Below are 20,294 nucleotides of genomic sequence, written 5' to 3'. Positions count from 1 at the left end.
ACTACTTAAGCTCTCTTGAGCACCTCTTAAATATACCATGATATCAGTCAGTGAGTCAAGCTTTTTCTTAAGTTGTTTTTCGTTGTCGTTTTGGCGACAAGGAATATAATATCACCTATCACCTTATTGCGTCAACACTAATTTCAATTTATTTTTAAAAGTTTTCAATTTCCCCGGCGCAGGTGTGGATTTACCCTTACCCGCGCCAAGGACATCAATCAGTATACAAGGTCTTCACCGATATATTTGATTCCCTTCTTAGGGAAAAATCCATCAGGGAATACAAGGTCCCATACCACTCCTCTCTCTCTTCTTCCAATGGCTCCGGCAATGACCATCCCTTCATCGATCCTGTGGACAGGTACATTGCGGATGAAGTACGGAAAGCGGGTCAGGAGGTCGATGAACAAGATTCCTTCCTTTTCAATAGAATGAACTTGAAAAAGACCCTGCGCACGTTCTGCGTAGAGATTCCACTTTTGATCGGCCACGGCCATGTCGGCGCGGTAGTTCCAATCGGGCTGATGCATCCTGGGATAGTTTCGAAGGAAGAGGTCGACAAATAAAGATTCATAGCGGCTGAGCATCGGGAGGGATTCCTTAATGAAGGGAAGGACCTTCGGGGAGAGAACAGTGAGGTCGCGTTCGTCGAGCCAAGAGAGGAAATCGTGGAGTTCATGAAGGAATAAATGGGTGAAATTCTTTTCAGGGAGGATTTTCGTTTTACTTGGGAGATAGGTGAAGATGAGTTCTTCCCAGAATGATAGGGGGCACTCATCCCAGGAGGCGGGACATTCGTCTTCGAGGTGGATGGTCATATACGAAGAAATGACTTCAAGGAAGAGGTTTCTACCTGCCGAAACCCGATTCTCTTTTTTGAAGGCGACAAAGTCTTTTCCATAGTAACAGAGGAGACCACGGTACTTCATCTTGAACTCTCGGCTTACCCTGAACATGTCCAGCATGTCTTGATGATCTTCGGGGCACTCGATTGATCCCTCGTATTCCGGTACAGTTTCTCTTTTTTTCAATCCATCACCATCTTTCTATTTAGTATCATGAGCAACATGACTTCCTCAGTATATCACAAACCCCCTTCTATTTAACTGAATATTTAAACTATTTAAAGGCGGCAGGGAACAGTCTTCCTTTCTCGAATGTGTGTGGAGAAAGGGGATGGAAGAGGTGGATGAACAAGTACATGCCATACAGGATGAGTACGCGGAAGATTTTGCGTGGTGCTACGGTTGCGGGCGCCTGAATGAAGAAGGCCATAAGTTCAGGACCGGTGTGGAGGGAGAGAAGACGGTTACGGTGTATACGCCTGAACGAAAACACACGGCGATACCCGGTTTTGTGTATGGAGGGGTGATCGCCTCCCTCATCGATTGCCATGGGACGGGATCTGCTGCTATCGCCCTGCATCAGAAGAACGGAGGGACGATCGGGGACGGGACCGCTCCTCCTCGTTTCGTGACGGCTTCTTTGTCTGTTGATTTCATGAAGCCGACGCCTCAGGACATTCCGTTAAAGGCGGTCGGGACCGTACATGAAATCCACCCTAAGAAATTCAGGGTGGAAACAGAAGTATTCGCTGACGGCAAGCTTTGTGCCAAAGGGGAAGTGATTGCCGTCGTCATGCCTGCGTCATTCGGTGGATAATCAAAAAGCCGCCTGCTCCATTCGGAGCAGGCGGCTTTTCTTATAAGACCCACATCTGAATGACCGTCAGCCCTACGACTCCTGGAATCCCAAGGATACCTGAGATGGAAGAGGTGGCAAGGTTGATCGGGACGTGGATGCCGTATTTACTGCCGAACGCATTCAAGAAAAACAGAAACAATGCGCCGATCATCACTTTAATGGCGACTTGTCCCACAAATCGCAGCGGCTTGATCGGAACTCCCGTGGCAAGCAGGAGGATGATCAATCCACTGATGGCTGCAATGACGATGACAGGGCTCATACCTTATCTCCTTTCTAAAGAACGATTCGTCCTGTTATAGAAAGGATATGAAGGTTGTCTACCTTTTTATGACGATGTTTCGATGTTTCGCTTCCCTGAACAGAAAAAAATATTTCGCTTCTGCAATTTTCGTATGACATTGGGCGCCAAGGCTGTAGTCGACGCTCATTTCGTCGATGGACTGCTGTCGATTCCACTGATCCTTCATTTCATCCAAAACGTTCAACAAGGATTGGTCATACTCTTTTTTCAGCTTACCCTTCTTTCTGAAAAACAATGGGCTCCACTCCTTCTAGACGTCTCTTCTTCCCTCGAGGGCTTTGGATAGGGTGACTTCATCCGCATACTCCAGATCTCCACCGACCGGGAGTCCGTGTGCGATCCGGGTAATGCGGATACCTGAAGGTTTGACGAGCCTGGAGATGTACATGGCCGTCGCTTCCCCTTCGATGTTGGGATTCGTGGCAAGGATGACCTCCTGGATGACATCGTCTTGAAGACGTTTGATCAGGTCCGGCACATTGATGTCTTCCGGTCCGATCCCGTCCATTGGGGAAATGGCACCGTGAAGCACATGATAAAGGCCGTTGTACTCTCTCATCTTCTCCATGGCGATGACGTCCTTCGGATCCTGCACGACACATAGGATGCTCCTGTCCCTCCGCTGGTCCTCACAGATATAGCAGGGATCCTGGTCGGTGATATGACCGCAGACGGAGCAGTAGCTGAGGTTCCGCTTCGCGTTTACGAGTGCTTTCGCAAAATCGAGTACGGTGTCCTCCTTCATACTAAGAACAAAAAAAGCCAGACGGGCCGCAGTTTTCGGCCCGATCCCCGGCAATTTCATAAAGCTGTCGATCAGCTTTGATATAGGCTCAGGATAGTGCATCGGTTAGCCTCCTAGAACATGCCCGGCAGGTTCATTCCTTTTGTGAATTGACCCATCGTGGAGTTCGTTAATTCTTCTGCCTTTTTAAGGGCGTCGTTCGTCGCAGCAAGAACTAGATCTTGCAGCATATCGATATCTTCCGGATCTACGACTTCTTCGTTGATTTTTACGTCAAGGACCTGTTTGTGCCCTGAAACGATGACAGTGACCATACCGCCGCCTGCTGTTCCTTCGATTTGCTTTTCACCGAGTTCTTCCTGTGCTTCGGCCATCTTCTTCTGCATTTTTTGCATTTGCTTCATCATATTTTGCATATTACCCATTCCACGCATGTTCATTACCTCCATAAAATGTTTTGGATGACTCAATCATTGACTTCCATTAAATCGGGGCCGACCAATTTTTCCGCTTCGGTCAGCAGGCTGTCTTCTTCTTTGTCGGGACCTTCCTGATCACTTGATTTCGAGTGACGGATGAAATCTTCCCGGATGGCCGTCCACTGGTCTTCCGGCACTCCTATGGCTGCATAGCTGCTTCCGGTCAATTCTTCAAGGATCGAAGAAATGGCAGAGGTGAATGCATGGTTCTCCATGGCCATCTGACAGTGGATATCATACTTGAATTTTAACACAAACGAGCCGCTTGTTGCCGCCACCGGTTCCGCATCATTGAGAAGGGCGGACTGAGAGCGCATCTGACGCTGATTGAGGGTTTCGACCATATCCCCCCACCGGCTCTTGATCTTGTTCAGGTCTTCTTTGGTGGCTGACTTCAGCACTTCCTGGATCTGTCCTGCAGGAACACGGAACCCTTTTTTGGCCCTGACCGGTTTCTTGGCCGCTTGAGGGGCACTTGCTTCCCCTTGGATCGCAACACCGTTTTGCTTAAGCTGTTCCAGTTCTCTTTCCAACTTGCCGATCTTCTTCATCATCTCTTCGACTTCGGGAGATCCCGACGCCTTGGGCGCATCCATCTGACAGAGCTTCACAATGGAGACTTCCAGATAGATCCGGGCATGGTTGGTGAATTTCATCTCCTGCCCGGCCTGATTCAGCACGTCGATATACTGATAGATCTGATGCGGCTCGATCTGTCCGGCTAGCTCCTTGAATTCCTCGTCGAGCATCACCCGCTCGAGTGATTCCTCAAGGTTCGGGGCCGTTTGGTGAAGGAGCATATCCCGGAAGTACAGAATGAAGTCTTCTGCGAAGCGGGCCGGATCCTTCCCTTGGAAAAGAAGTTCCTCAAGGGCACCGAGGGCCGTCGCGACATCCCTCTCCATGATGGCCCTGCCGAGGCGGTTCAGGTAATCCTGGGAGACGGCACCCGTCACCGTGAGGGCGTCATCGACCGTCACCTGATCCTGACTGAAGGAAATGGCCTGATCGAGGAGACTCAGGGCATCACGCATACCGCCTTCCGCTGCGCGCGCGATGATGTTCATGGCGTTCTCTTCATACTGGACACCGGACTCCGTGGCGATATGGCTCATCCTGCCCACGATATCCTTTGCCGTGATCCTTCTGAAGTCGAAGCGCTGACATCTCGAAATGATCGTCAGCGGGATTTTGTGGGGCTCGGTGGTGGCCAGGATGAAGATGACATGCTTCGGTGGTTCCTCCAGCGTTTTCAACAGGGCGTTGAAGGCACCGATCGACAGCATGTGGACTTCATCGATGATATATACTTTATAGTCGACGACGTTCGGTGAATACTTCACCTTGTCGCGGATATCCCTGATTTCTTCCACGCCATTATTGGACGCGGCATCGATTTCGATCACATCGGGGATGGATCCATCGGTGATCCCTTTGCAGGCATCGCATTCATTGCAAGGCTCCGCTACGGGAGATCGTTCACAGTTGACGGCTTTTGCCAGAATCTTGGCAGCACTCGTCTTTCCTGTTCCACGCGGTCCGGAGAAGAGGTAGGCATGGGAGATCTTCTGTTGAAGGAGAGCATTCTGCAACGTTTTCGTCACATGCTGCTGCCCGACGACATCGATGAACGATTGCGGCCGCCACACACGATATAATGCTTGATATGCCAAGATACTCCCCCCTCTTATGTATATTCTATCCTGTCTATTATAACGAGTTTGAAATGGTTTTACAAAGGAATCCCGGACCAAAAAGCATCCGGGCCTTCATAAACAAAAAACCCATCCGTTCCGGGATGAGTTGTTGTATATGTAAATAACTGCCGTGCACCTTTCGTCGACGAGCATCCATAGGCGTTACTTAAGTAGTTAGCTCAGCCCAGGCAGCCCCGCGGCACATGGAAGCTTCCACTTAATGCTGCTTCCTTCCGGACCTGACATGGTTCATGGATTTCCATTGCGCAGGACCCAGACGTCGACACCACTTGCTTAAGGCAGACCCTACAGAGTGCAAGCCTCAGAAAGGAATTCAGTCTCGCTAGAGCGGATTGCGAGTACAGGACACCGCTACCTTCCCACCTAGCACGGCAAAATTGATACCACTATTCAGTTGCGGCGCAAAAGAGCGACGCAAGATTAAGTATACTAGCATTCAAGGTAAAAAGCAACGGATGGGTGATGTAAATTATTTGAATTTCTTCTCCGCTTTCTTCCTTGCCCTTAAATCCCTGAAGAAAGCAGAAAGCATTCCTCCGCACTCCTTTTCCATCACACCCGGCACCACCACACATTGATGATTGAACCGTTCGTCATCGAGCAGGTTCATGAGGGTTCCGGCACAGCCCGCCTTCGGATCCTTCGCTCCATAGATGACCTTTTCCACCCTGGAGAGGATGATGGCTCCCGAACACATCGGACAGGGCTCCAATGTCACATAAAGCTCCGCTCCTTCCAACCTCCACGTCCCCATATGCTCGCACGCTTCCTGGATGGCGAGCATTTCTGCATGTGTGACGGCGTTCTGTGTCGTCTCCCGCAGATTATGGCCCCTCCCGATGATCTCGTCTCCAAGGACCACCACCGCACCGATGGGCACCTCTTGGATCGCAGCCGCTTTTTCCGCTTCTTTGAGGGCTTCTATCATAAACCGTTCGTCTCTTGTCATAATCGCATGCTCCTGATCACGTAATGGCTTCATTGTACTAAATATCTAGCGGGTATGGAAAGGGTATGTCCACCGGTGCTCATAAAATCCTTCCATTCATACAGACTAAAGAAGAAAGGTGATGATGAAATGAATACAAATGACACCGCCCTCCTGATCATCGACGTACTGAATCCCTTCGACTTCACATACGGCGAGACCCTTGCCGCCCATACGCGGACCATCGTACCCCCTCTATTGAAGATCCGTACTCACTGCAGGGATCGGGGGGTCCCGGTCATCTACATCAATGACCACTATAAGCTGTGGAAGGCCGATTACCGAAAGATCTATCAAACATGCCATAACGAGAGAAGCGATGCCATCATGACGCCCCTGAAACCGGGGGACGATGATTATTTCCTCATTAAACCGAAGCATTCCGCCTTCTACGGGACCGCCCTGAATACACTGCTCCATCAGCTTTCGGTCAAAACGCTGATCCTTACCGGCATTGCAGGCAACATCTGTGTCCTGTTCACAGCAAATGATGCCTATATGAGGGAATTCAAGCTGATCGTCCCATCTGATGCCATCGCCTCGGTGAGCGAAGAAGATAATCGCTATGCCCTCACGATGATGGAGAACGTCCTGAAAGCCACCGTTGCCCCTACAGAAAATCTCCTTGGCTCATCATAACTTCCTCCCTCCCCTCATAGAATCCCTATAGCGGATATATAAATGGGAGGGGAAAGCATGCAGATCCATGTCGTACAGCCGAATCAATCCCTGTCTGGCATCGCCCAGGCTTACGGTACAACCGTTAAAGATATCGTGGAGGCCAATGAGCTGCCGAATCCGAATAATCTTGTCGTCGGTCAGGCTCTGGTCATCCCGATCATCGGGAGTTTCTATTATATACAACCCGGGGACAGCTTATGGCTGGTCTCTCAGAAAACCGGCATTCCCTATCAGGAGATTGCCAAAGCGAACGGCATCACCCCGAATCAACAGCTACAGGTCGGGTATCGTCTCTATATCCCACCCCGTCCCAAGACCAAGGGAGAATTCAATGCGTATGTAGAGCCCTACGGTAAAGAAGTCGCACCGAATCTTGAGGAAAGTGCAAAGGAGGCTGCCCCTTACCTGACCTATCTTGCTCCTTTCAGCTTCCAGGCCCAAAGGGACGGTACGCTGAAGGAGCCTCCCCTCGGGAATCTGATCCAGACCGGCAAGAATAATAACAACGTCATGATGATGGCCATAACCAACCAGGAAGAAGGTGCCTTCAGTGATGAGCTCGGGCGAATCCTCCTGAATGACCAGGCCATCCAGAATACCTTCCTGGATAACGTCGTCAAGACCGCCAAGAAATATGGATTCCGGGATATCCATTTCGACTTTGAATACCTTCGTCCTCAGGACCGGGATGCCTATAACCAGTTCCTCAGAAAAGCAAAGGCGCGTTTCAATCAAGAAGGCTGGCTTCTCTCCACGGCACTCGCCCCGAAGACGAGTGCCGACCAGAAAGGGAAATGGTATGAAGCCCACGATTACAAAACCCAGGGGGAAATCGTTGATTTCGTCGTCATCATGACGTATGAGTGGGGCTACAGCGGCGGTCCGGCCATGGCGGTATCCCCCATCGGCCCGGTGAGGGATGTACTTGAATATGCTGTTTCGGAAATGCCTTCCAGCAAGATCCTCATGGGGCAAAACCTGTACGGATATGATTGGACCCTTCCGTTCAAGCCGGGAACCACAGCCAAAGCACTCAGTCCCCAGCAGGCGATTCAGCTTGCCTCACAGAATAACGTCAGGATCCAATATGATGAAAAAGCCCAGGCCCCTTTCTTTAAATACAAAGCATCCGAAGGCACCGATCATGAAGTCTGGTTTGAAGATGCCAGGAGCATCAATGCGAAATTCGATCTGCTGAAAGAATTGAAGCTCAGGGGGATGAGCTACTGGAAGCTGGGCCTTTCCTTCCCGCAAAACTGGCTCCTTCTTAGCGATCGGTTCGACATCACCAAGCGATAAGGACGGGTGCCCAGGGGGCACTCGCTTTTTTTCTGGAAAAGTTTATGCAAAATAAGCTGAACACACCTTCAGGCGATTATGATACAATAAATCCTGTCGAAAAATACCGTCATATTTTGAGGAGGACACACGTAATGGGGCCGATTCCGTTCATAACCGTCGAAGGTCCGATTGGTGTAGGAAAGACCTCTCTTGCCAAGGCGATATCCGAGCATTTTCAATTCCATCTGCTCCGGGAGATCGTCGACGAAAATCCATTCCTGGACAAGTTTTATGATGATATCGAGGAGTGGAGCTTTCAAACGGAGATGTTTTTCTTATGCAATCGATATAAACAGCTTGAAGATATCGAAAAGCATTACCTGTCACAGGAGAAATCCGTTGTGGCCGATTACCATATCCTGAAGAATATTGTGTTTGCGAAGCGTACATTGAAGGACGCGCAGCAATTTGATAAATACTTAAAGATCTATGACATCCTGACGGCAGATATGCCGAGACCGAATGTGATCATTTACTTGAACGCCGGTCTCGATACACTACTCAGCAGGATCGAGAAACGCGGACGGGACTTCGAGAAGAAGATCAGCCCGCTCTACTTGAAACAGCTGTCACTGGATTATGATGAATATATGGAAGCATTCGAGGAAAAGCATCCCGATATCCCTGTCCTTCGCTTTAACGGCGATGAGATCGATTTCGTCCAGCGGCAGGATGACTTGGAGCTTATCCTGAAGCAGCTTGAGACGACACTTAAAGAAGGAGTCCACCACCATGAATCTTCGAACTAAATATGGCATACCGAACAATGCCGTCATCACAATCGCAGGAACCGTCGGGGTCGGAAAATCCACGATGACCAACGGACTGGCGGAAGCATTGGGGTTCAGGACGTCATTTGAAAAAGTCGACACGAATCCTTATCTGGACAAGTTCTATAAAGATTTCAAGAGCTGGAGCTTCCACCTTCAAGTGTACTTCCTTGCCGAACGCTTCAAGGAGCAAAAGAGGATCTTCGAATACGGGGGCGGCTTCATCCAGGACCGCTCCATCTATGAAGATACGGGCATTTTCGCGAAAATGCATCATGAAAAAGGCACGATGAGCGATACCGACTATGAAACGTACACAAGTCTCTTCGACGCCATGGTCATGACGCCTTACTTCCCGCATCCTGATCTTCTCATCTACCTGGAGGGATCCCTCGGTCATATCATCGACCGGATCCGAGAGCGCGGTCGTCCGATGGAGCAGGAAACGCCGGTCGAATACTGGGAAGAGATGCACGAACGCTATGAAAACTGGATCAACAACTTCAACGCCTGTCCGGTCCTGCGCCTTGACATCAGGGAATATGATCTTGTGAAGGATGCCGGTTCCATTGAACCGATCATCGAACGCATCGCCTACTTCATCGAACAGACACGGATGTTGAAGAACTGAGATGGCATACTAAAACCGCCTGGAGCTTTCCAGGCGGTTTTGTTGTTCAAAGCATATCAGTTACTGATCATAAGGATTTTCTGATACAGTAGACACGGTAAACGAAAGGAGAAATCATCATGAATCAATCCCTATACAATCAGTTCCAGCTGACAAGAGCCCAGCTCCTCAATGAAATCAAAGACCTGAAGGCAGACGTCATCGACGTGCAGCCGGAAGGATTGAACAATACGATCCACTGGCATATCGGACATGTCCTTACTGTCACTGAACAGTTCATGTTCGGTTTTGACAGCCTAGGAAACGTCCTTCCTGCACGCTATGCCGAATTATTCGGCTACGGCTCGAAGCCGGCAGACTGGAGCGGTGATGTCCCTTCAGTCGAAGAACTTTCTTCTCAGCTCCAAGACCAGCTCGTGCGCATCAATGAACTATCCGACGAGCATCTCGCACAGCCCCTTGAACAGCCGTTCCACGGTCTCAAGACATTCGGCGAACTTGCCCACCTCTCCCTCAGCCATGAAAGTCAGCATCTCGGACAGATGCACGCCATCAAGCTGTTGGCAGAACGCACCATTGTCAACGGATAATCTGAAGCCGGTCATATGACCGGCTTTTTTCATGTGATCTTCCTCCGCTTCAGTATGGCTTCCACAATCGGGGCCATCATCCCGATCAATACGACGGGCAGGAACCATTCGAACATCCCCTTTACCCAGCCCATGGCAATCGCAACCGTCTCAAATGCCAACAGTGCAAAAACCAGCACAAAAGTATTCTTCATCACATTCAGCATCTGCCGGCTATTCAGGTAAAATGCCCTTGCATTGGATTCATTCAGCCTTTCCGGGTAATTATGAACCTCCGGGAACTTCTCCAACACGTGAAAGGATAATCCCAGCATGAGTCCGATCGCCGGGAGGATGAGCAGCTCATACTTTGATCCCCAACGTGTGATTTCCGTCAGATTATAGTGGGCCGGTACCCGGTCAGGAAGCGACGTCCAGGTCATGACGAGCAAACCGATCATCCCCGCATAACTGCCGGCACCCACCAGATCCCAAAGTTTCTCCCTGGTTGTCTTCAGTATTGAAAGTTTCGGTCGATTTCCAGCCATGCACACCCCGCCTTTCTTACTATTTCTTACGATTTTACGTTCTCGAGGTTTCAAATAATGGAAAAGAAATCGTTTACGGATAACAGTACGGAGGTATACAAGACTAAAGGATATTAGATTAAAGGAGGATGAAGATGGAAGAAAAAATGACGTATTATGTTGATATCAATAGCGGGGACGTGACGCCTGAAGCGGAACAGAACCACAGCCCGAGCTTCAGGATCTTTGCCACACCAGAGCAGGTGGAAGAGCTCAAGCTCATGTTCGAGCAGAACGACGCAGACGCAATGAGTACAATGAGGCGTGCACAGGTACCGTTCCGTCAGTATCATAATTCCCCCGAGGACGACCGCTATGACGAGTCCATGAGGCAGATTTACGGGAAGATCTTCGAGCTTGGAGACGAGGAAGCAAAGCGTCATATCGTAGAGAACGGAATCCTCGAGAGCAAGCATAACCCGAACCTACGGGAGGATATTGAAAACCTTAAGTAAGTGAGTGTAAAAAAAAGACTGCTACTTCATAAGAAGTAACAGTCTCTATCTCCAATGTTTATGCGCATCGGTTAATATTAAAATCAATGGAGGAGGAAGGGGGATTCGAACCCCCGCGGGCTTTGACACCCCTGTCGGTTTTCAAGACCGATCCCTTCAGCCGGACTTGGGTATTCCTCCGTATCGACAAGAATTATAATACCATGCCTGAATTCCCGAGTCAATAAGAACTTTCATTTTTTTATAAAAAGGTGCTGCAGCTGCTTATTCCGCAGCCGCAGCACCTTTTTGCCCTTATCCTTTGATGACTTCTAGGCCGCCCATATATGGACGAAGCACTTCAGGAACGATGACCGTACCATCTTCCTGCTGATAGTTCTCAAGGATCGCCGCCACGGTACGTCCGATGGCAAGTCCAGAACCGTTCAGCGTGTGAAGATGTTCAGGCTTCGCATTCGTTTCCCTTCTGAAGCGGATGTTTGCACGGCGTGCCTGGAATCCTTCAAAGTTACTGCAAGAAGAGATTTCACGGTACGTGCCGTAGCTTGGGATCCATACTTCAAGATCGTATTTCTTCGCTGCCGTGAAGCCCAGATCCGCTGTACACATAGAGAGCACGCGGTAAGGAAGACCGAGGAGCTGAAGCACCTTCTCTGCATGACCTGTCAGTTTCTCGAGCTCATCATAAGAATCCTCCGGTTTGACGAAACGGACCAGCTCGACTTTGTTGAACTGATGCTGGCGGATCAGCCCGCGCGTGTCGCGTCCGGCAGAACCTGCTTCAGAACGGAAGTTGGCGCTGTATGCCACATAGCTCAGTGGAAGATCGTCCCCTTTGATGATTTCATCACGGTGGTAGTTCGTCACGGGAACCTCAGCCGTCGGTACGAGGAAGTAATCTTCACTTTCGATGCGGAATGCATCCTCTTCGAATTTAGGAAGCTGACCGGTACCCGTCATGCTGGCACGGTTCACGAGGTATGGCGGAAGCATTTCCGTGTAGCCATGCTCATCCATGTGAAGGTCCATCATGAAGTTGATCAACGCACGTTCGAGACGCGCACCCATACCCTTGTAGAAAACAAAGCGGCTTCCGGTTACTTTGGCAGCCCGTTCAAAGTCAAGGATATCAAGCCCAGTTGCGACATCCCAGTGAGGCTTCGCTTCAAAATCGAACTCTCTGATCTCTCCCCATTTTCGTGCTTCTACGTTGTCATCTTCCGTTTCTCCCACCGGCACAGACTCATGAGGGATATTCGGGATCGCCATAAGGATGCGGTCAAGCTCTTCCTCCACACCTCTTAATTCATCATCGAGCGTCTTGACCTGTGCACCGACTTCACGCATTTCCACGATGAGGTCCTGTGCATCCTGCTTTTCTTTTTTCAATTTCGCGATTTGTTGGGAAACGTCGTTCCTCTTGCTCTTCAGGTCTTCGGTTTCAACAAGGAGTTCCCTTCTGCGCTTATCAAGCTCTTCGAATTTACCGAAGTCTTCTAGGTCTTCTCCCCTGTGTTGAAGACGCGCTTTTACATCTTCCAGATTGTTTCTCAAGTACTTAATGTCCAACATAGCTCTTCCTCCTTTAAAATGACACTCCCAAAAACGATAAAAAACCCCCATCCCTGGTAAAAGGGACGGAGGTTTCCGCGTTGCCACCCTAATTGAAGACAGATGACTGCCTTCCTCTTAGAGATGGTAACGGAATCACCGAAAATACTTACTTCATTCAGTACTTCACTCGAGGATGGATTCATAAAGGCCTTGTATCGGTTCGCACCAGCCACCGACTCTCTTGATCAAGCTTCCCTTACTACTAGCTCCTGTCATCGATTTAATTGTGTATTGGTTATAACATAATCTACTACAATGATTTCCGATTTGCAAGTGGATTATGCCAATGACTTTTCAAGACTTTCTTCTACCATCTTCACGAAATACTGTGTGAGACGATGGTCATCGGTCAGTTCCGGGTGGAATGAACATCCCAGGAACTGGCCGTGGCGGGCAAGGACGATCCGCCCATCATGCTCTGCCAGGATCTCCACTTCTTTCCCAGCCTCGACGATATGGGGTGCCCTGATGAAGACCGCATTGAACGCTCCCCCCACATGGGTGATCGTCAGGTCAGCTTCGAAGCTTTCCTTCTGCCGGCCGAAGGAATTTCGCTCCACCGTGACATCCATGACGCCAAGATGGGGCTCATCGTATCCCACAAGCTGCTTCGCCAGCAGGATCAGGCCCGCACACGTTCCGAACATCGGCTTCCCGGCAGAAGCAAATTCCCTTAACGGCTCCATGAAGCCGTAGCGGTCGATGAGTCTCCTCATCGTCGTACTTTCTCCTCCAGGCATGATGAGCCCGTCCACTTCCCCAAGCTGCTCTACTCTTTTGATGACCAGGGCCTCAGCACCCGATGCTTCAATCGACCGGATGTGTTCCCTTACTGCCCCCTGAAGGCCGAGTACACCTATCTTCGTCATGGCTGATTACCACCCGCGGTCCTGCATGCGGTTTTCTGGAAGGATCGATGCAATTTCGACGCCTTTCATGGCAACTCCAAGCTCTTTCGAAAGATCGGCGATCAGCTTGTAGTCCTGGTAGTGAGTCGTCGCTTCCACGATTGCTTTGGCGAATTTCTCAGGGTTCTCGGACTTGAAGATACCTGAACCAACGAATACTCCGTCTGCTCCAAGTTCCATCATAAGGGCTGCATCGGCTGGAGTCGCCACACCGCCTGCTGCGAAGTTCACCACTGGAAGACGGCCGTTTTCTTTGATCTCAAGCAGTAGTTCGAACGGTGCGCCAAGGAGTTTAGCTTCCGTCATGATTTCATCTTCATTCATGGAGACAAGCTTGCGTACCTGCGCATTCACTTTACGGATATGGCGGACGGCTTCGACGATGTTCCCCGTTCCCGGCTCGCCCTTTGTACGAAGCATGGATGCTCCTTCGCCGATGCGTCGTGCTGCTTCTCCAAGATCACGGCAACCACATACGAATGGAACCGTGTAATCACGCTTATTCAAATGGTATTCTTCATCAGCCGGTGTCAGTACTTCACTCTCATCGATGTAATCGACGCCCATTGATTCCAATACTTTCGCTTCTACGATGTGACCGATACGCGCTTTTGCCATGACCGGGATCGAAACAGCCCCCATGACTTCTTCCACGATGCGCGGGTCAGCCATACGGGCAACTCCGCCGGCTGCACGGATATCTGCAGGCACTCGCTCCAATGCCATGACGGCAACGGCTCCGGCCTCTTCTGCAATCTTCGCTTGTTCTGCATTGACAACGTCCATGATGACGCCGCCTTTTTGCATTTCTGCCATTCCTCGCTTAACTCGATCTGTACCAGTTCTCATGTATGTAGCCCCCTTGTGTTTTCCAGGGATGTCCCGCATGAAATGAAGAAATCGGACTATACCCATCGGATTGAATATTGTTGCTCTACTGCTTAATAAACAATAAATTCACACTTCTGTCAAGGTTGCCTGCGGGCATATCGGCCCAAGGTCACCCTGCCAATATTTATAAAAAAAACACCAGGCTTCCGTAAAACCTGATGTTTTTCCTAGCAAGAATCAGAACCAGCCCTTGACCGTAGAAGTCACGGAGCCCCAGATGTCGCTGAAGAAGCCGCCAACTGCTCTCATGGAGAGGATGAACCAGTTTGCTTTTTCTACGCCATCTGCCGTTACAACAGCTGCTTTTGAACTGCCGCCCTTGTCTGTGAGATACCCGAGACCGTCATCAGATTTCACTGTGACATAGCCGATGGTTTCTCCTTTTTTAACAGGGGCTTGCAGTTTACCGTCTTCATTCAATTTTTTCTTATCCACTTCAAACTGAGGATTGAATTTCTTATCCGCATCGCTCTTCAGTACCATTTGAAGCGGGTCTTTCGTGTGGATCTTAACGTCCTTCTCTTTTCCTTTTACTACTGGCATCGTCTTGTGGCCCTTAATTTCATAATTGGCAGGGTAGACTTCTTCCAATGTATAGTTGTTGAAGGCGTAATCGAGCAGTTTACGTGTTTCGTTGAAGCGTGCGTCATAGGAATTTTCACCTGAAGGAACATTGACGTCCATCACAACCGAGATGAATCGGATGCCGTCGCGCTCAGCCGTTCCTGTGAAGTTGGCTCCTGCGAAATCCGTTGTACCGGTCTTTAGCCCGTCCATTCCTTCGTATTCACGAATAAGTCCCGGAAGCATCCAGTTCCAGTTAGACATATTCGTAGGATCTCCGCCCTTATCGAACACTTTCTTTGGAATACTTGATGTTTCAAGTATTTCAGGATGATCCTTCAGGAGACGATAGGCAAGAGTGGCCATATCTTTTGCCGACATGACATTTTCTTCATCTGGCTCTCCGACAATTGAATCAAAATATTGAGATAGGTCCGCATTATTGAGACCTGTAGAGTTTACAAATTTATAATGTTCCAAGCCCAATTCTTTGGCTTTTGCATTCATCATTTCGACAAATTTCGCTTCTGATCCTGCAATGGTTTCCGCGATCCCCATGGTAGCCGCATTGGCTGAATAAATCGCCATGGCTTCATAGAGTTCTTTCACCGTGTAGCTTCTGCCCACTTCGAGGGAAACATTGCTAAGCCCCGTATTATGGGACATTTTAGAAATGTTCATTGGCACTTCGTATGTTTGATCCCATTTTACTTTTCCGTCTTGAATAGCTTCTAGCAACAGATATTCTGTCATCATTTTTGTCATACTTGCAATGCCTTGTGCATTGTCTGCGTTCTTTTCATAGAGAATTTTGCCCGTACTCGCTTCTACCAGGATTGCCGCCTTCGCTTTAACATCCAGATCGTCCTGGGCTGCACTGGCAGGCTTTTGGACAAGGCCCATCGCCAACATTAATACCATCATACAAACAACAGATTTTTGAATCCAACTTCTTTTCACTATTAGCCCTCCAAGATTTTATGTACACCTTCGTTATTTTAACATAGTTCAAATGGTTAGAATAGATAGAGAATATTACTAGTTTTCAGTTAGGTCAGGGGATGCAAGCCCTTGGATACATATTATTTCCAATAATAAAAAAAGCTGGCTAAGATAGCCAGCTTTTCATTATAGTGCGGATTCTGCCGGTACGGCCGGCGAGAAAAATTATATTAAGATAAAGAATAGTTAGGTGCTTCTTTCGTGATCTGAACGTCATGCGGATGGCTCTCGCGTAGGCCCGCGCCAGTCATGCGCGTGAACTGTGCATGCTCGCGTAGATCATGGAGATCCTTCGTGCCGCAGTAGCCCATTCCTGAACGGAGACCACCGATCAATTGATACAATGTGTCGGCAAGAGGGCCTTTGTAAGGGAGACGGCCTTCGATGCCTTCTGGAACGAATTTCTTTGCTTCTTCCTGGAAGTAACGATCTTTAGACCCTTTTTCCATGGAGCTGACAGAACCCATCCCTCTGTATACTTTGAAGCGACGGCCTTGGAAGATTTCAGTTTCCCCAGGGCTTTCTGTCGTACCTGCAAGGAGGCTTCCGAGCATGACGGCATGTCCACCGGATGCCAATGCTTTGACAACGTCTCCTGAGTACTTGATTCCGCCGTCTGCAATGATGGCTTTACCGTGCTTGCGTGCTTCCGTCGCACAGTCATAAATGGCTGTGATCTGGGGAACACCGACACCGGCTACGACACGGGTCGTACAGATGGAGCCTGGTCCGATTCCCACCTTCACCACATCGGCTCCGGCTTCGATCAAATCTCTTGTTCCTTCAGCTGTAGCCACGTTACCGGCTACGATATTCAATGTCGGATAAGCATTTCGGATATCACTTACGATAGAAAGGACGCCTGCAGAGTGACCGTGAGCTGTATCGATGACGATGATATCGACTCCGGCTTTAACCAGATGCTCGACGCGTACCATGGTGTCCTTTGAAATTCCTACTGCCGCCCCAACGAGAAGGCGTCCTTGTTGGTCTTTGGCAGAGTTCGGGAATTCGATGACCTTCTCGATATCCTTGATGGTGATAAGGCCTTTCAACGTACCTTCTCCATCGATGAGTGGGAGCTTTTCAATCTTATGCTGCTGAAGGATTTTTTCGGCTTCTTCCAGCGTCGTGCCTACAGGTGCTGTCACAAGATCTTCTTTCGTCATGACATCAGAGATGAGGATCGAATAATCCTGAATGAAACGGAGGTCGCGGTTGGTCAGGATCCCAACAAGTTTTTGTTCCTCTGCGTTGTTGACGATCGGAACACCGGAAATTCTATATTTGCCCATCAAGTGTTCGGCTGCGAAGACTTGATTGTCTGGAGTAAGGAAGAACGGATCGGTGATGACTCCACTCTCAGAGCGTTTTACCTTATCGACTTGCTCAGCCTGCTGTTCGATGCTCATGTTCTTGTGGATGACACCAAGGCCACCTTGACGTGCCATGGCGATGGCCATCTCTGCTTCTGTGACCGTATCCATACCGGCACTGATGATCGGGACGTTCAGTTTCACTGTATCCGTAAGTGCAACGGAAATGTTCACATCTTTCGGCAACACCTCTGAACGAGCCGGTGTCAATAGCACATCATCAAACGTTAAACCTTCTTTAGCAAATTTAGATTCCCACATAATTTTGGCCTCCCTATCCGAAAATATTATTAGTAGGTTATCAATTGGGCAAAATACTGTCAAGAACTATAGGATTAGTTTAACTATTCAGATTAATCGGGGGTTGTACATTTGCGTGATATCAGGCACTGGAGGGACTTCCTCCACTATTTCCAATCGGCTTCCTACACACAGAAATTCCTGAGCCGATGCTATCGTTCCATGCCCGGATCCGATGTCAAAAGCTATGGTAATTGCTACCCCTTCATGTATTATCTCGAACAAGGGGAGATCTATTATAAACAGGCAGAAGATTCGCCGCTGTCGATCAGACCCATCCTTCTTTTTTACGGCTTCATCCATTTCATCAAGGCGGTCGTGCTCACGACGGATCCGAACTACCCGGAGACCACTACGGTCCTCGCCCACGGGATCACGTCCCGGAAAAGGAAGAAACAGCAGTACCGATTCCTGCACGATGAAGTGAAGATCCAGAAGAACGGACTCTTCAATCATTTTTCATCCCTCCACTTCGATCTCAAGCATCTGGAAGGGGAAAAATATAAGATGGAAGACCTCCTGGACCAGATCCCGGAAATGGCCGATTCCTTTAAGATCCTCACGAAGAAGACGACCATGTTCCCTTTTTCCGAAGGAAGGCTTGCAATCGATGATTGCATGCTTAGCCATTTCCACTGGACACCCAATGCTTTCCGTCAGCACCACGCATCCTTACCGGAAGGAATCCACTGGGAAGGGCAGGACACCCTTTCCACTACCCTGAGGAATGAAGCCCTTCCGTTCAGGTGGGACCGTCAGGAACGGAAGCTCGCCTTGCCTGCGATCAGGAATGAAGCCAGCTCACTGCCTGAGGTTCTGATACACTATGCCATCTTGTACAATCTCAGCATGATTGCCCGCTATGAAACCGAGTGGTGGATGGAACTCTTAAAAAACCGGACGACCGAAGACTACCCGTTTATCCTCGCCTTCATCACCCTAACCACTGAAAAAGGCCCTTCCCTATTAGGGGAACTACTTGAAAACAAAATGAAGCAGGAGATGGAATGACCCTCTCCTGCCTGCACCTATTGCTGAAGCAATTTCACAATATCATCTTCGATTTTACGCGGATTGGTCTGAGGCGAATAGCGATCGTACACTTCCCCGTCTTTGGAAATGAGGAACTTCGTGAAATTCCACTTGATATCGGAAAGAAGAAGGCCCTTCTTTTCCTTCGTCAAATACTTGAATAGTGGATGGGCATCCTTCCCCTTCACATCCACCTTCGCAAACATCGGGAACGATACCCCATAGTTCACCTGACAGAACTCCAGAATCTCATCCTGATTATCAAACTCCTGATTCATGAACTGATCACATGGGAAGCCAAGGACAACAAGCCCCTGCTCCTTATACTCTTCGTACAGACCCTGCAGCTCCTTGAATTGAGGCGTGAATCCGCACTTACTCGCCGTATTCACGATCAGCATCACCTTGCCTTCATACTCTTCAAGGGCCACATCCGAACCATCTGATTTTTTTACCGTCAAATCATATAGTGAAGAAATCATACTATCTCTCCTTTTTCACATTTACGTAATTTAATCATACTCATTGAGGGGGCGGAAGGCAATTTTGGAGATGTGTGAAGTAGTGTTGGGACAAGGTTCTGCTCTTTTAACAGGTCCCGTTGGGGTTGTACAGAGACAAAGCGCCAAGTTGTGGGTTTTTTTTGGATGTTACGAAGGTTTTTTTGTAGGTAGGTTGGTGGCTGGGCTATTGGTTTTTTCGGGCAGATGACTCTACTTGGTTTTGTGTATTGCAGGGGTATGAGAAGGCGCTCGTTTATTTATCAGATTCCATTGAGTTTGTACACAGACAAAGCGTCAAGTTCTGGAGGTTTTTGGAAGTAGGCGCTAATTTATTTTGAATGGGTTAGTAGCACACTTCTTATCAGGTGTACAGAGACAGAACGTCAAGTTGTGGGTTTTTTTGGATGTTACGAAGGTTTTTTTTGTAGGTAGGTGGCTGGGCTATTGGTTTTTTCGGGCCGATGACTCTACTGGGTTTTGTGTATTGAAAGGTTATAAGAAGGCCCTCGTCTGTTTAGCAGATTCCATTGGGGTTGTACACAGACAAAACGTCAAGTTCTGGAGGTTTTTGGAAGGATAACTAAATAAATTTATATGGATCATTAGCTTATTTCTTATGAGGTGTACAGAGACAGAACGTCAAGTTGTGGTTTTTTTTGGATGTTACGAAGTTTTTTTTGTAGGTGGGTGGCTGGGCTATTGGTTTTTTCGGGCCGATGACTCTACTGGGTTTTGTGTATGGCAGGAGTATGAGAAATTACTCTTCTGTTTAGCAGAAACCGTTGGGGTTGTACACAGACAAAGCGTCAAGTTCTGGATGTATGTGGAAATTAAGGAGAGATATTTTCACTCATTACGAATTTGAAAATATGATTGAAAGTTCACTTGTATATAAAGCCGTTCGCAAATAAAGGAAAGGGATCACAAATAGAGAAATGGCCAGTGATCCGTTTCGCAATTAAAAAGTCGATTTTCACAAATAAAATCAAAAATGTCGCAAGTAGATGGTTGAATTTCGCAGGTATTTTCGTGCCTGAAGGGGAACGATGGGTCCTTAAGTGCTCAAAATGGGAAAAAGATGTTGCGGGGAATGTCGAATAGTGTCAGGGACATAAGTGAATACTTTATCTGG

The 20,294-nt window shown here is 48.7% G+C and carries 22 protein-coding genes, 1 tRNA gene, 1 other RNA gene and 1 other annotated feature; of the genes, 8 read left to right on the top strand and 16 right to left on the bottom strand.

Annotation, left to right across the window (positions count from 1 at the left end):
• Positions 1–218 precede the first annotated feature (218 nt).
• Positions 219–1,031, bottom strand: coding sequence for a hypothetical protein (locus ACNA6I_RS09925; RefSeq protein ID WP_048013170.1), 813 nt, complete (start codon positions 1,029–1,031; stop codon positions 219–221).
• A gap of 145 nt (positions 1,032–1,176) precedes the next feature.
• Here ACNA6I_RS09925 and ACNA6I_RS09920 point away from each other — a divergent pair, with 145 nt between their 5' ends.
• Positions 1,177–1,662: a PaaI family thioesterase gene (locus tag ACNA6I_RS09920; protein WP_048016330.1), complete on the top strand. Its 486-nt coding sequence runs from the start codon at positions 1,177–1,179 to the stop codon at positions 1,660–1,662.
• A gap of 40 nt (positions 1,663–1,702) precedes the next feature.
• Here the strand turns inward: ACNA6I_RS09920 and ACNA6I_RS09915 are convergent, their stop codons facing one another.
• The 7 genes from ACNA6I_RS09915 to tadA form a co-directional block, all read right to left on the bottom strand.
• The gene (locus ACNA6I_RS09915) at positions 1,703–1,966 is read right to left on the bottom strand and encodes a pro-sigmaK processing inhibitor BofA family protein (RefSeq protein ID WP_048007497.1); all 264 of its coding nucleotides are present in this window, start codon (positions 1,964–1,966) and stop codon (positions 1,703–1,705) included.
• A 58-nt stretch (positions 1,967–2,024) separates the two neighbouring features.
• Complete coding sequence (locus ACNA6I_RS09910; protein WP_048007496.1) at positions 2,025–2,243, bottom strand: YaaL family protein; 219 nt, start codon at positions 2,241–2,243, stop codon at positions 2,025–2,027.
• Between the two features lie 15 nt (positions 2,244–2,258).
• Positions 2,259–2,855: a recombination mediator RecR gene (gene recR, locus ACNA6I_RS09905; protein WP_048013171.1), complete on the bottom strand. Its 597-nt coding sequence runs from the start codon at positions 2,853–2,855 to the stop codon at positions 2,259–2,261.
• An 11-nt stretch (positions 2,856–2,866) separates the two neighbouring features.
• Positions 2,867–3,187, bottom strand: a complete 321-nt coding sequence (locus ACNA6I_RS09900; RefSeq protein WP_048013172.1) for a YbaB/EbfC family nucleoid-associated protein — start codon at positions 3,185–3,187, stop codon at positions 2,867–2,869.
• A gap of 32 nt (positions 3,188–3,219) precedes the next feature.
• Positions 3,220–4,905, bottom strand: a complete 1,686-nt coding sequence (dnaX, locus tag ACNA6I_RS09895; RefSeq protein WP_048007493.1) for a DNA polymerase III subunit gamma/tau — start codon at positions 4,903–4,905, stop codon at positions 3,220–3,222.
• 152 nt (positions 4,906–5,057) lie between these two features.
• An RNA gene (gene ffs / locus ACNA6I_RS09890) (signal recognition particle sRNA large type) lies at positions 5,058–5,322 on the bottom strand.
• A gap of 97 nt (positions 5,323–5,419) precedes the next feature.
• Positions 5,420–5,899, bottom strand: coding sequence for a tRNA adenosine(34) deaminase TadA (gene tadA, locus ACNA6I_RS09885; RefSeq protein ID WP_048007492.1), 480 nt, complete (start codon positions 5,897–5,899; stop codon positions 5,420–5,422).
• A 129-nt stretch (positions 5,900–6,028) separates the two neighbouring features.
• On the opposite strand from tadA, the gene ACNA6I_RS09880 reads away from it, so the two are divergent.
• The 5 genes from ACNA6I_RS09880 (at position 6,029) to ACNA6I_RS09860 (ending at position 9,951) form a co-directional block, all read left to right on the top strand.
• Positions 6,029–6,577 (top strand): cysteine hydrolase family protein, encoded by a 549-nt coding sequence (locus ACNA6I_RS09880; RefSeq protein ID WP_416313234.1) that lies wholly within the window; start codon positions 6,029–6,031, stop codon positions 6,575–6,577.
• 57 nt (positions 6,578–6,634) lie between these two features.
• Entirely contained in the window at positions 6,635–7,918 is a 1,284-nt protein-coding gene (locus tag ACNA6I_RS09875) for a glycosyl hydrolase family 18 protein (RefSeq protein ID WP_416313233.1), read from the top strand.
• Positions 7,919–8,052: 134 nt separating this feature from the next.
• Positions 8,053–8,709: a deoxynucleoside kinase gene (locus ACNA6I_RS09870; RefSeq protein WP_048016328.1), complete on the top strand. Its 657-nt coding sequence runs from the start codon at positions 8,053–8,055 to the stop codon at positions 8,707–8,709.
• Positions 8,693–9,361 carry a deoxynucleoside kinase gene (locus tag ACNA6I_RS09865; protein ID WP_048007489.1) on the top strand — a complete coding sequence of 223 codons (669 nt, stop codon included), beginning with the start codon at positions 8,693–8,695 and terminating at the stop codon, positions 9,359–9,361. The genes ACNA6I_RS09870 and ACNA6I_RS09865 overlap by 17 nt, the downstream gene beginning before the upstream one ends.
• 119 nt (positions 9,362–9,480) lie before the next feature.
• The gene (locus ACNA6I_RS09860) at positions 9,481–9,951 is read left to right on the top strand and encodes a DinB family protein (RefSeq protein WP_416313232.1); all 471 of its coding nucleotides are present in this window, start codon (positions 9,481–9,483) and stop codon (positions 9,949–9,951) included.
• Positions 9,952–9,980: 29 nt separating this feature from the next.
• Here ACNA6I_RS09860 and ACNA6I_RS09855 read toward each other — a convergent pair whose 3' ends face one another.
• A complete protein-coding gene (locus ACNA6I_RS09855) occupies positions 9,981–10,478 on the bottom strand; it encodes a DUF1648 domain-containing protein (protein WP_048007487.1) in 498 nt (165 codons plus the stop codon).
• A 134-nt stretch (positions 10,479–10,612) separates the two neighbouring features.
• Between ACNA6I_RS09855 and ACNA6I_RS09850 the strand changes: the two genes are divergently transcribed.
• Positions 10,613–10,972: a hypothetical protein gene (locus ACNA6I_RS09850; RefSeq protein WP_048007486.1), complete on the top strand. Its 360-nt coding sequence runs from the start codon at positions 10,613–10,615 to the stop codon at positions 10,970–10,972.
• A gap of 87 nt (positions 10,973–11,059) precedes the next feature.
• Here ACNA6I_RS09850 and ACNA6I_RS09845 read toward each other — a convergent pair.
• From ACNA6I_RS09845 to guaB, 6 genes are all read right to left on the bottom strand, one after another.
• Positions 11,060–11,152 (bottom strand) — tRNA-Ser (locus ACNA6I_RS09845).
• 114 nt (positions 11,153–11,266) lie between these two features.
• Positions 11,267–12,544: a serine--tRNA ligase gene (serS, locus tag ACNA6I_RS09840; protein ID WP_048007485.1), complete on the bottom strand. Its 1,278-nt coding sequence runs from the start codon at positions 12,542–12,544 to the stop codon at positions 11,267–11,269.
• A 58-nt stretch (positions 12,545–12,602) separates the two neighbouring features.
• Positions 12,603–12,811: a binding site (T-box leader), on the bottom strand.
• A 53-nt stretch (positions 12,812–12,864) separates the two neighbouring features.
• Positions 12,865–13,455, bottom strand: coding sequence for a pyridoxal 5'-phosphate synthase glutaminase subunit PdxT (pdxT, locus tag ACNA6I_RS09835; protein ID WP_048007484.1), 591 nt, complete (start codon positions 13,453–13,455; stop codon positions 12,865–12,867).
• Positions 13,456–13,461: 6 nt separating this feature from the next.
• Positions 13,462–14,343 carry a pyridoxal 5'-phosphate synthase lyase subunit PdxS gene (gene pdxS / locus ACNA6I_RS09830; protein ID WP_048007483.1) on the bottom strand — a complete coding sequence of 294 codons (882 nt, stop codon included), beginning with the start codon at positions 14,341–14,343 and terminating at the stop codon, positions 13,462–13,464.
• A gap of 219 nt (positions 14,344–14,562) precedes the next feature.
• Complete coding sequence (locus ACNA6I_RS09825) at positions 14,563–15,873, bottom strand: D-alanyl-D-alanine carboxypeptidase family protein (RefSeq protein ID WP_197082255.1); 1,311 nt, start codon at positions 15,871–15,873, stop codon at positions 14,563–14,565.
• 248 nt (positions 15,874–16,121) lie between these two features.
• Positions 16,122–17,588: an IMP dehydrogenase gene (gene guaB / locus ACNA6I_RS09820; protein ID WP_048013179.1), complete on the bottom strand. Its 1,467-nt coding sequence runs from the start codon at positions 17,586–17,588 to the stop codon at positions 16,122–16,124.
• A gap of 111 nt (positions 17,589–17,699) precedes the next feature.
• Here guaB and ACNA6I_RS09815 point away from each other — a divergent pair, with 111 nt between their 5' ends.
• Positions 17,700–18,638, top strand: a complete 939-nt coding sequence (locus tag ACNA6I_RS09815) for a YaaC family protein (RefSeq protein WP_416313231.1) — start codon at positions 17,700–17,702, stop codon at positions 18,636–18,638.
• 17 nt (positions 18,639–18,655) lie between these two features.
• Here the strand turns inward: ACNA6I_RS09815 and ACNA6I_RS09810 are convergent, their stop codons facing one another.
• The gene (locus ACNA6I_RS09810; protein ID WP_048007499.1) at positions 18,656–19,138 is read right to left on the bottom strand and encodes a glutathione peroxidase; all 483 of its coding nucleotides are present in this window, start codon (positions 19,136–19,138) and stop codon (positions 18,656–18,658) included.
• Positions 19,139–20,294 lie beyond the last annotated feature (1,156 nt).

The organism is Rossellomorea sp. FS2, assembly GCF_047915635.1.
Taxonomy (GTDB): Bacteria; Bacillota; Bacilli; order Bacillales; family Bacillaceae_B; genus Rossellomorea; species Rossellomorea marisflavi_A.
Note: the sequence above shows the minus strand (reverse complement) of the source record. Positions and strands in the feature narration are given on the sequence as shown.

What these genes read in the sequence shown, in the direction of transcription:
- recR (WP_048013171.1), bottom strand. Translation starts at nt 2,855, where the DNA reads ATGCACTATCCTGAGCCTATATCAAAGCTGATCGACAGCTTTATGAAA.
- ACNA6I_RS09900 (WP_048013172.1), bottom strand. Translation starts at nt 3,187, where the DNA reads ATGCGTGGAATGGGTAATATGCAAAATATGATGAAGCAAATGCAAAAA.
- ACNA6I_RS09865 (WP_048007489.1), top strand. Translation starts at nt 8,693, where the DNA reads ATGAATCTTCGAACTAAATATGGCATACCGAACAATGCCGTCATCACA.
- ACNA6I_RS09855 (WP_048007487.1), bottom strand. Translation starts at nt 10,478, where the DNA reads ATGGCTGGAAATCGACCGAAACTTTCAATACTGAAGACAACCAGGGAG.
- pdxT (WP_048007484.1), bottom strand. Translation starts at nt 13,455, where the DNA reads ATGACGAAGATAGGTGTACTCGGCCTTCAGGGGGCAGTAAGGGAACAC.
- ACNA6I_RS09880 (WP_416313234.1), top strand. Translation starts at nt 6,029, where the DNA reads ATGAATACAAATGACACCGCCCTCCTGATCATCGACGTACTGAATCCC.
- guaB (WP_048013179.1), bottom strand. Translation starts at nt 17,588, where the DNA reads ATGTGGGAATCTAAATTTGCTAAAGAAGGTTTAACGTTTGATGATGTG.
- ACNA6I_RS09860 (WP_416313232.1), top strand. Translation starts at nt 9,481, where the DNA reads ATGAATCAATCCCTATACAATCAGTTCCAGCTGACAAGAGCCCAGCTC.
- serS (WP_048007485.1), bottom strand. Translation starts at nt 12,544, where the DNA reads ATGTTGGACATTAAGTACTTGAGAAACAATCTGGAAGATGTAAAAGCG.
- ACNA6I_RS09825 (WP_197082255.1), bottom strand. Translation starts at nt 15,873, where the DNA reads ATGATGGTATTAATGTTGGCGATGGGCCTTGTCCAAAAGCCTGCCAGT.
- ACNA6I_RS09850 (WP_048007486.1), top strand. Translation starts at nt 10,613, where the DNA reads ATGGAAGAAAAAATGACGTATTATGTTGATATCAATAGCGGGGACGTG.
- ACNA6I_RS09875 (WP_416313233.1), top strand. Translation starts at nt 6,635, where the DNA reads ATGCAGATCCATGTCGTACAGCCGAATCAATCCCTGTCTGGCATCGCC.
- ACNA6I_RS09870 (WP_048016328.1), top strand. Translation starts at nt 8,053, where the DNA reads ATGGGGCCGATTCCGTTCATAACCGTCGAAGGTCCGATTGGTGTAGGA.
- ACNA6I_RS09920 (WP_048016330.1), top strand. Translation starts at nt 1,177, where the DNA reads ATGGAAGAGGTGGATGAACAAGTACATGCCATACAGGATGAGTACGCG.
- pdxS (WP_048007483.1), bottom strand. Translation starts at nt 14,343, where the DNA reads ATGAGAACTGGTACAGATCGAGTTAAGCGAGGAATGGCAGAAATGCAA.
- tadA (WP_048007492.1), bottom strand. Translation starts at nt 5,899, where the DNA reads ATGACAAGAGACGAACGGTTTATGATAGAAGCCCTCAAAGAAGCGGAA.
- ACNA6I_RS09915 (WP_048007497.1), bottom strand. Translation starts at nt 1,966, where the DNA reads ATGAGCCCTGTCATCGTCATTGCAGCCATCAGTGGATTGATCATCCTC.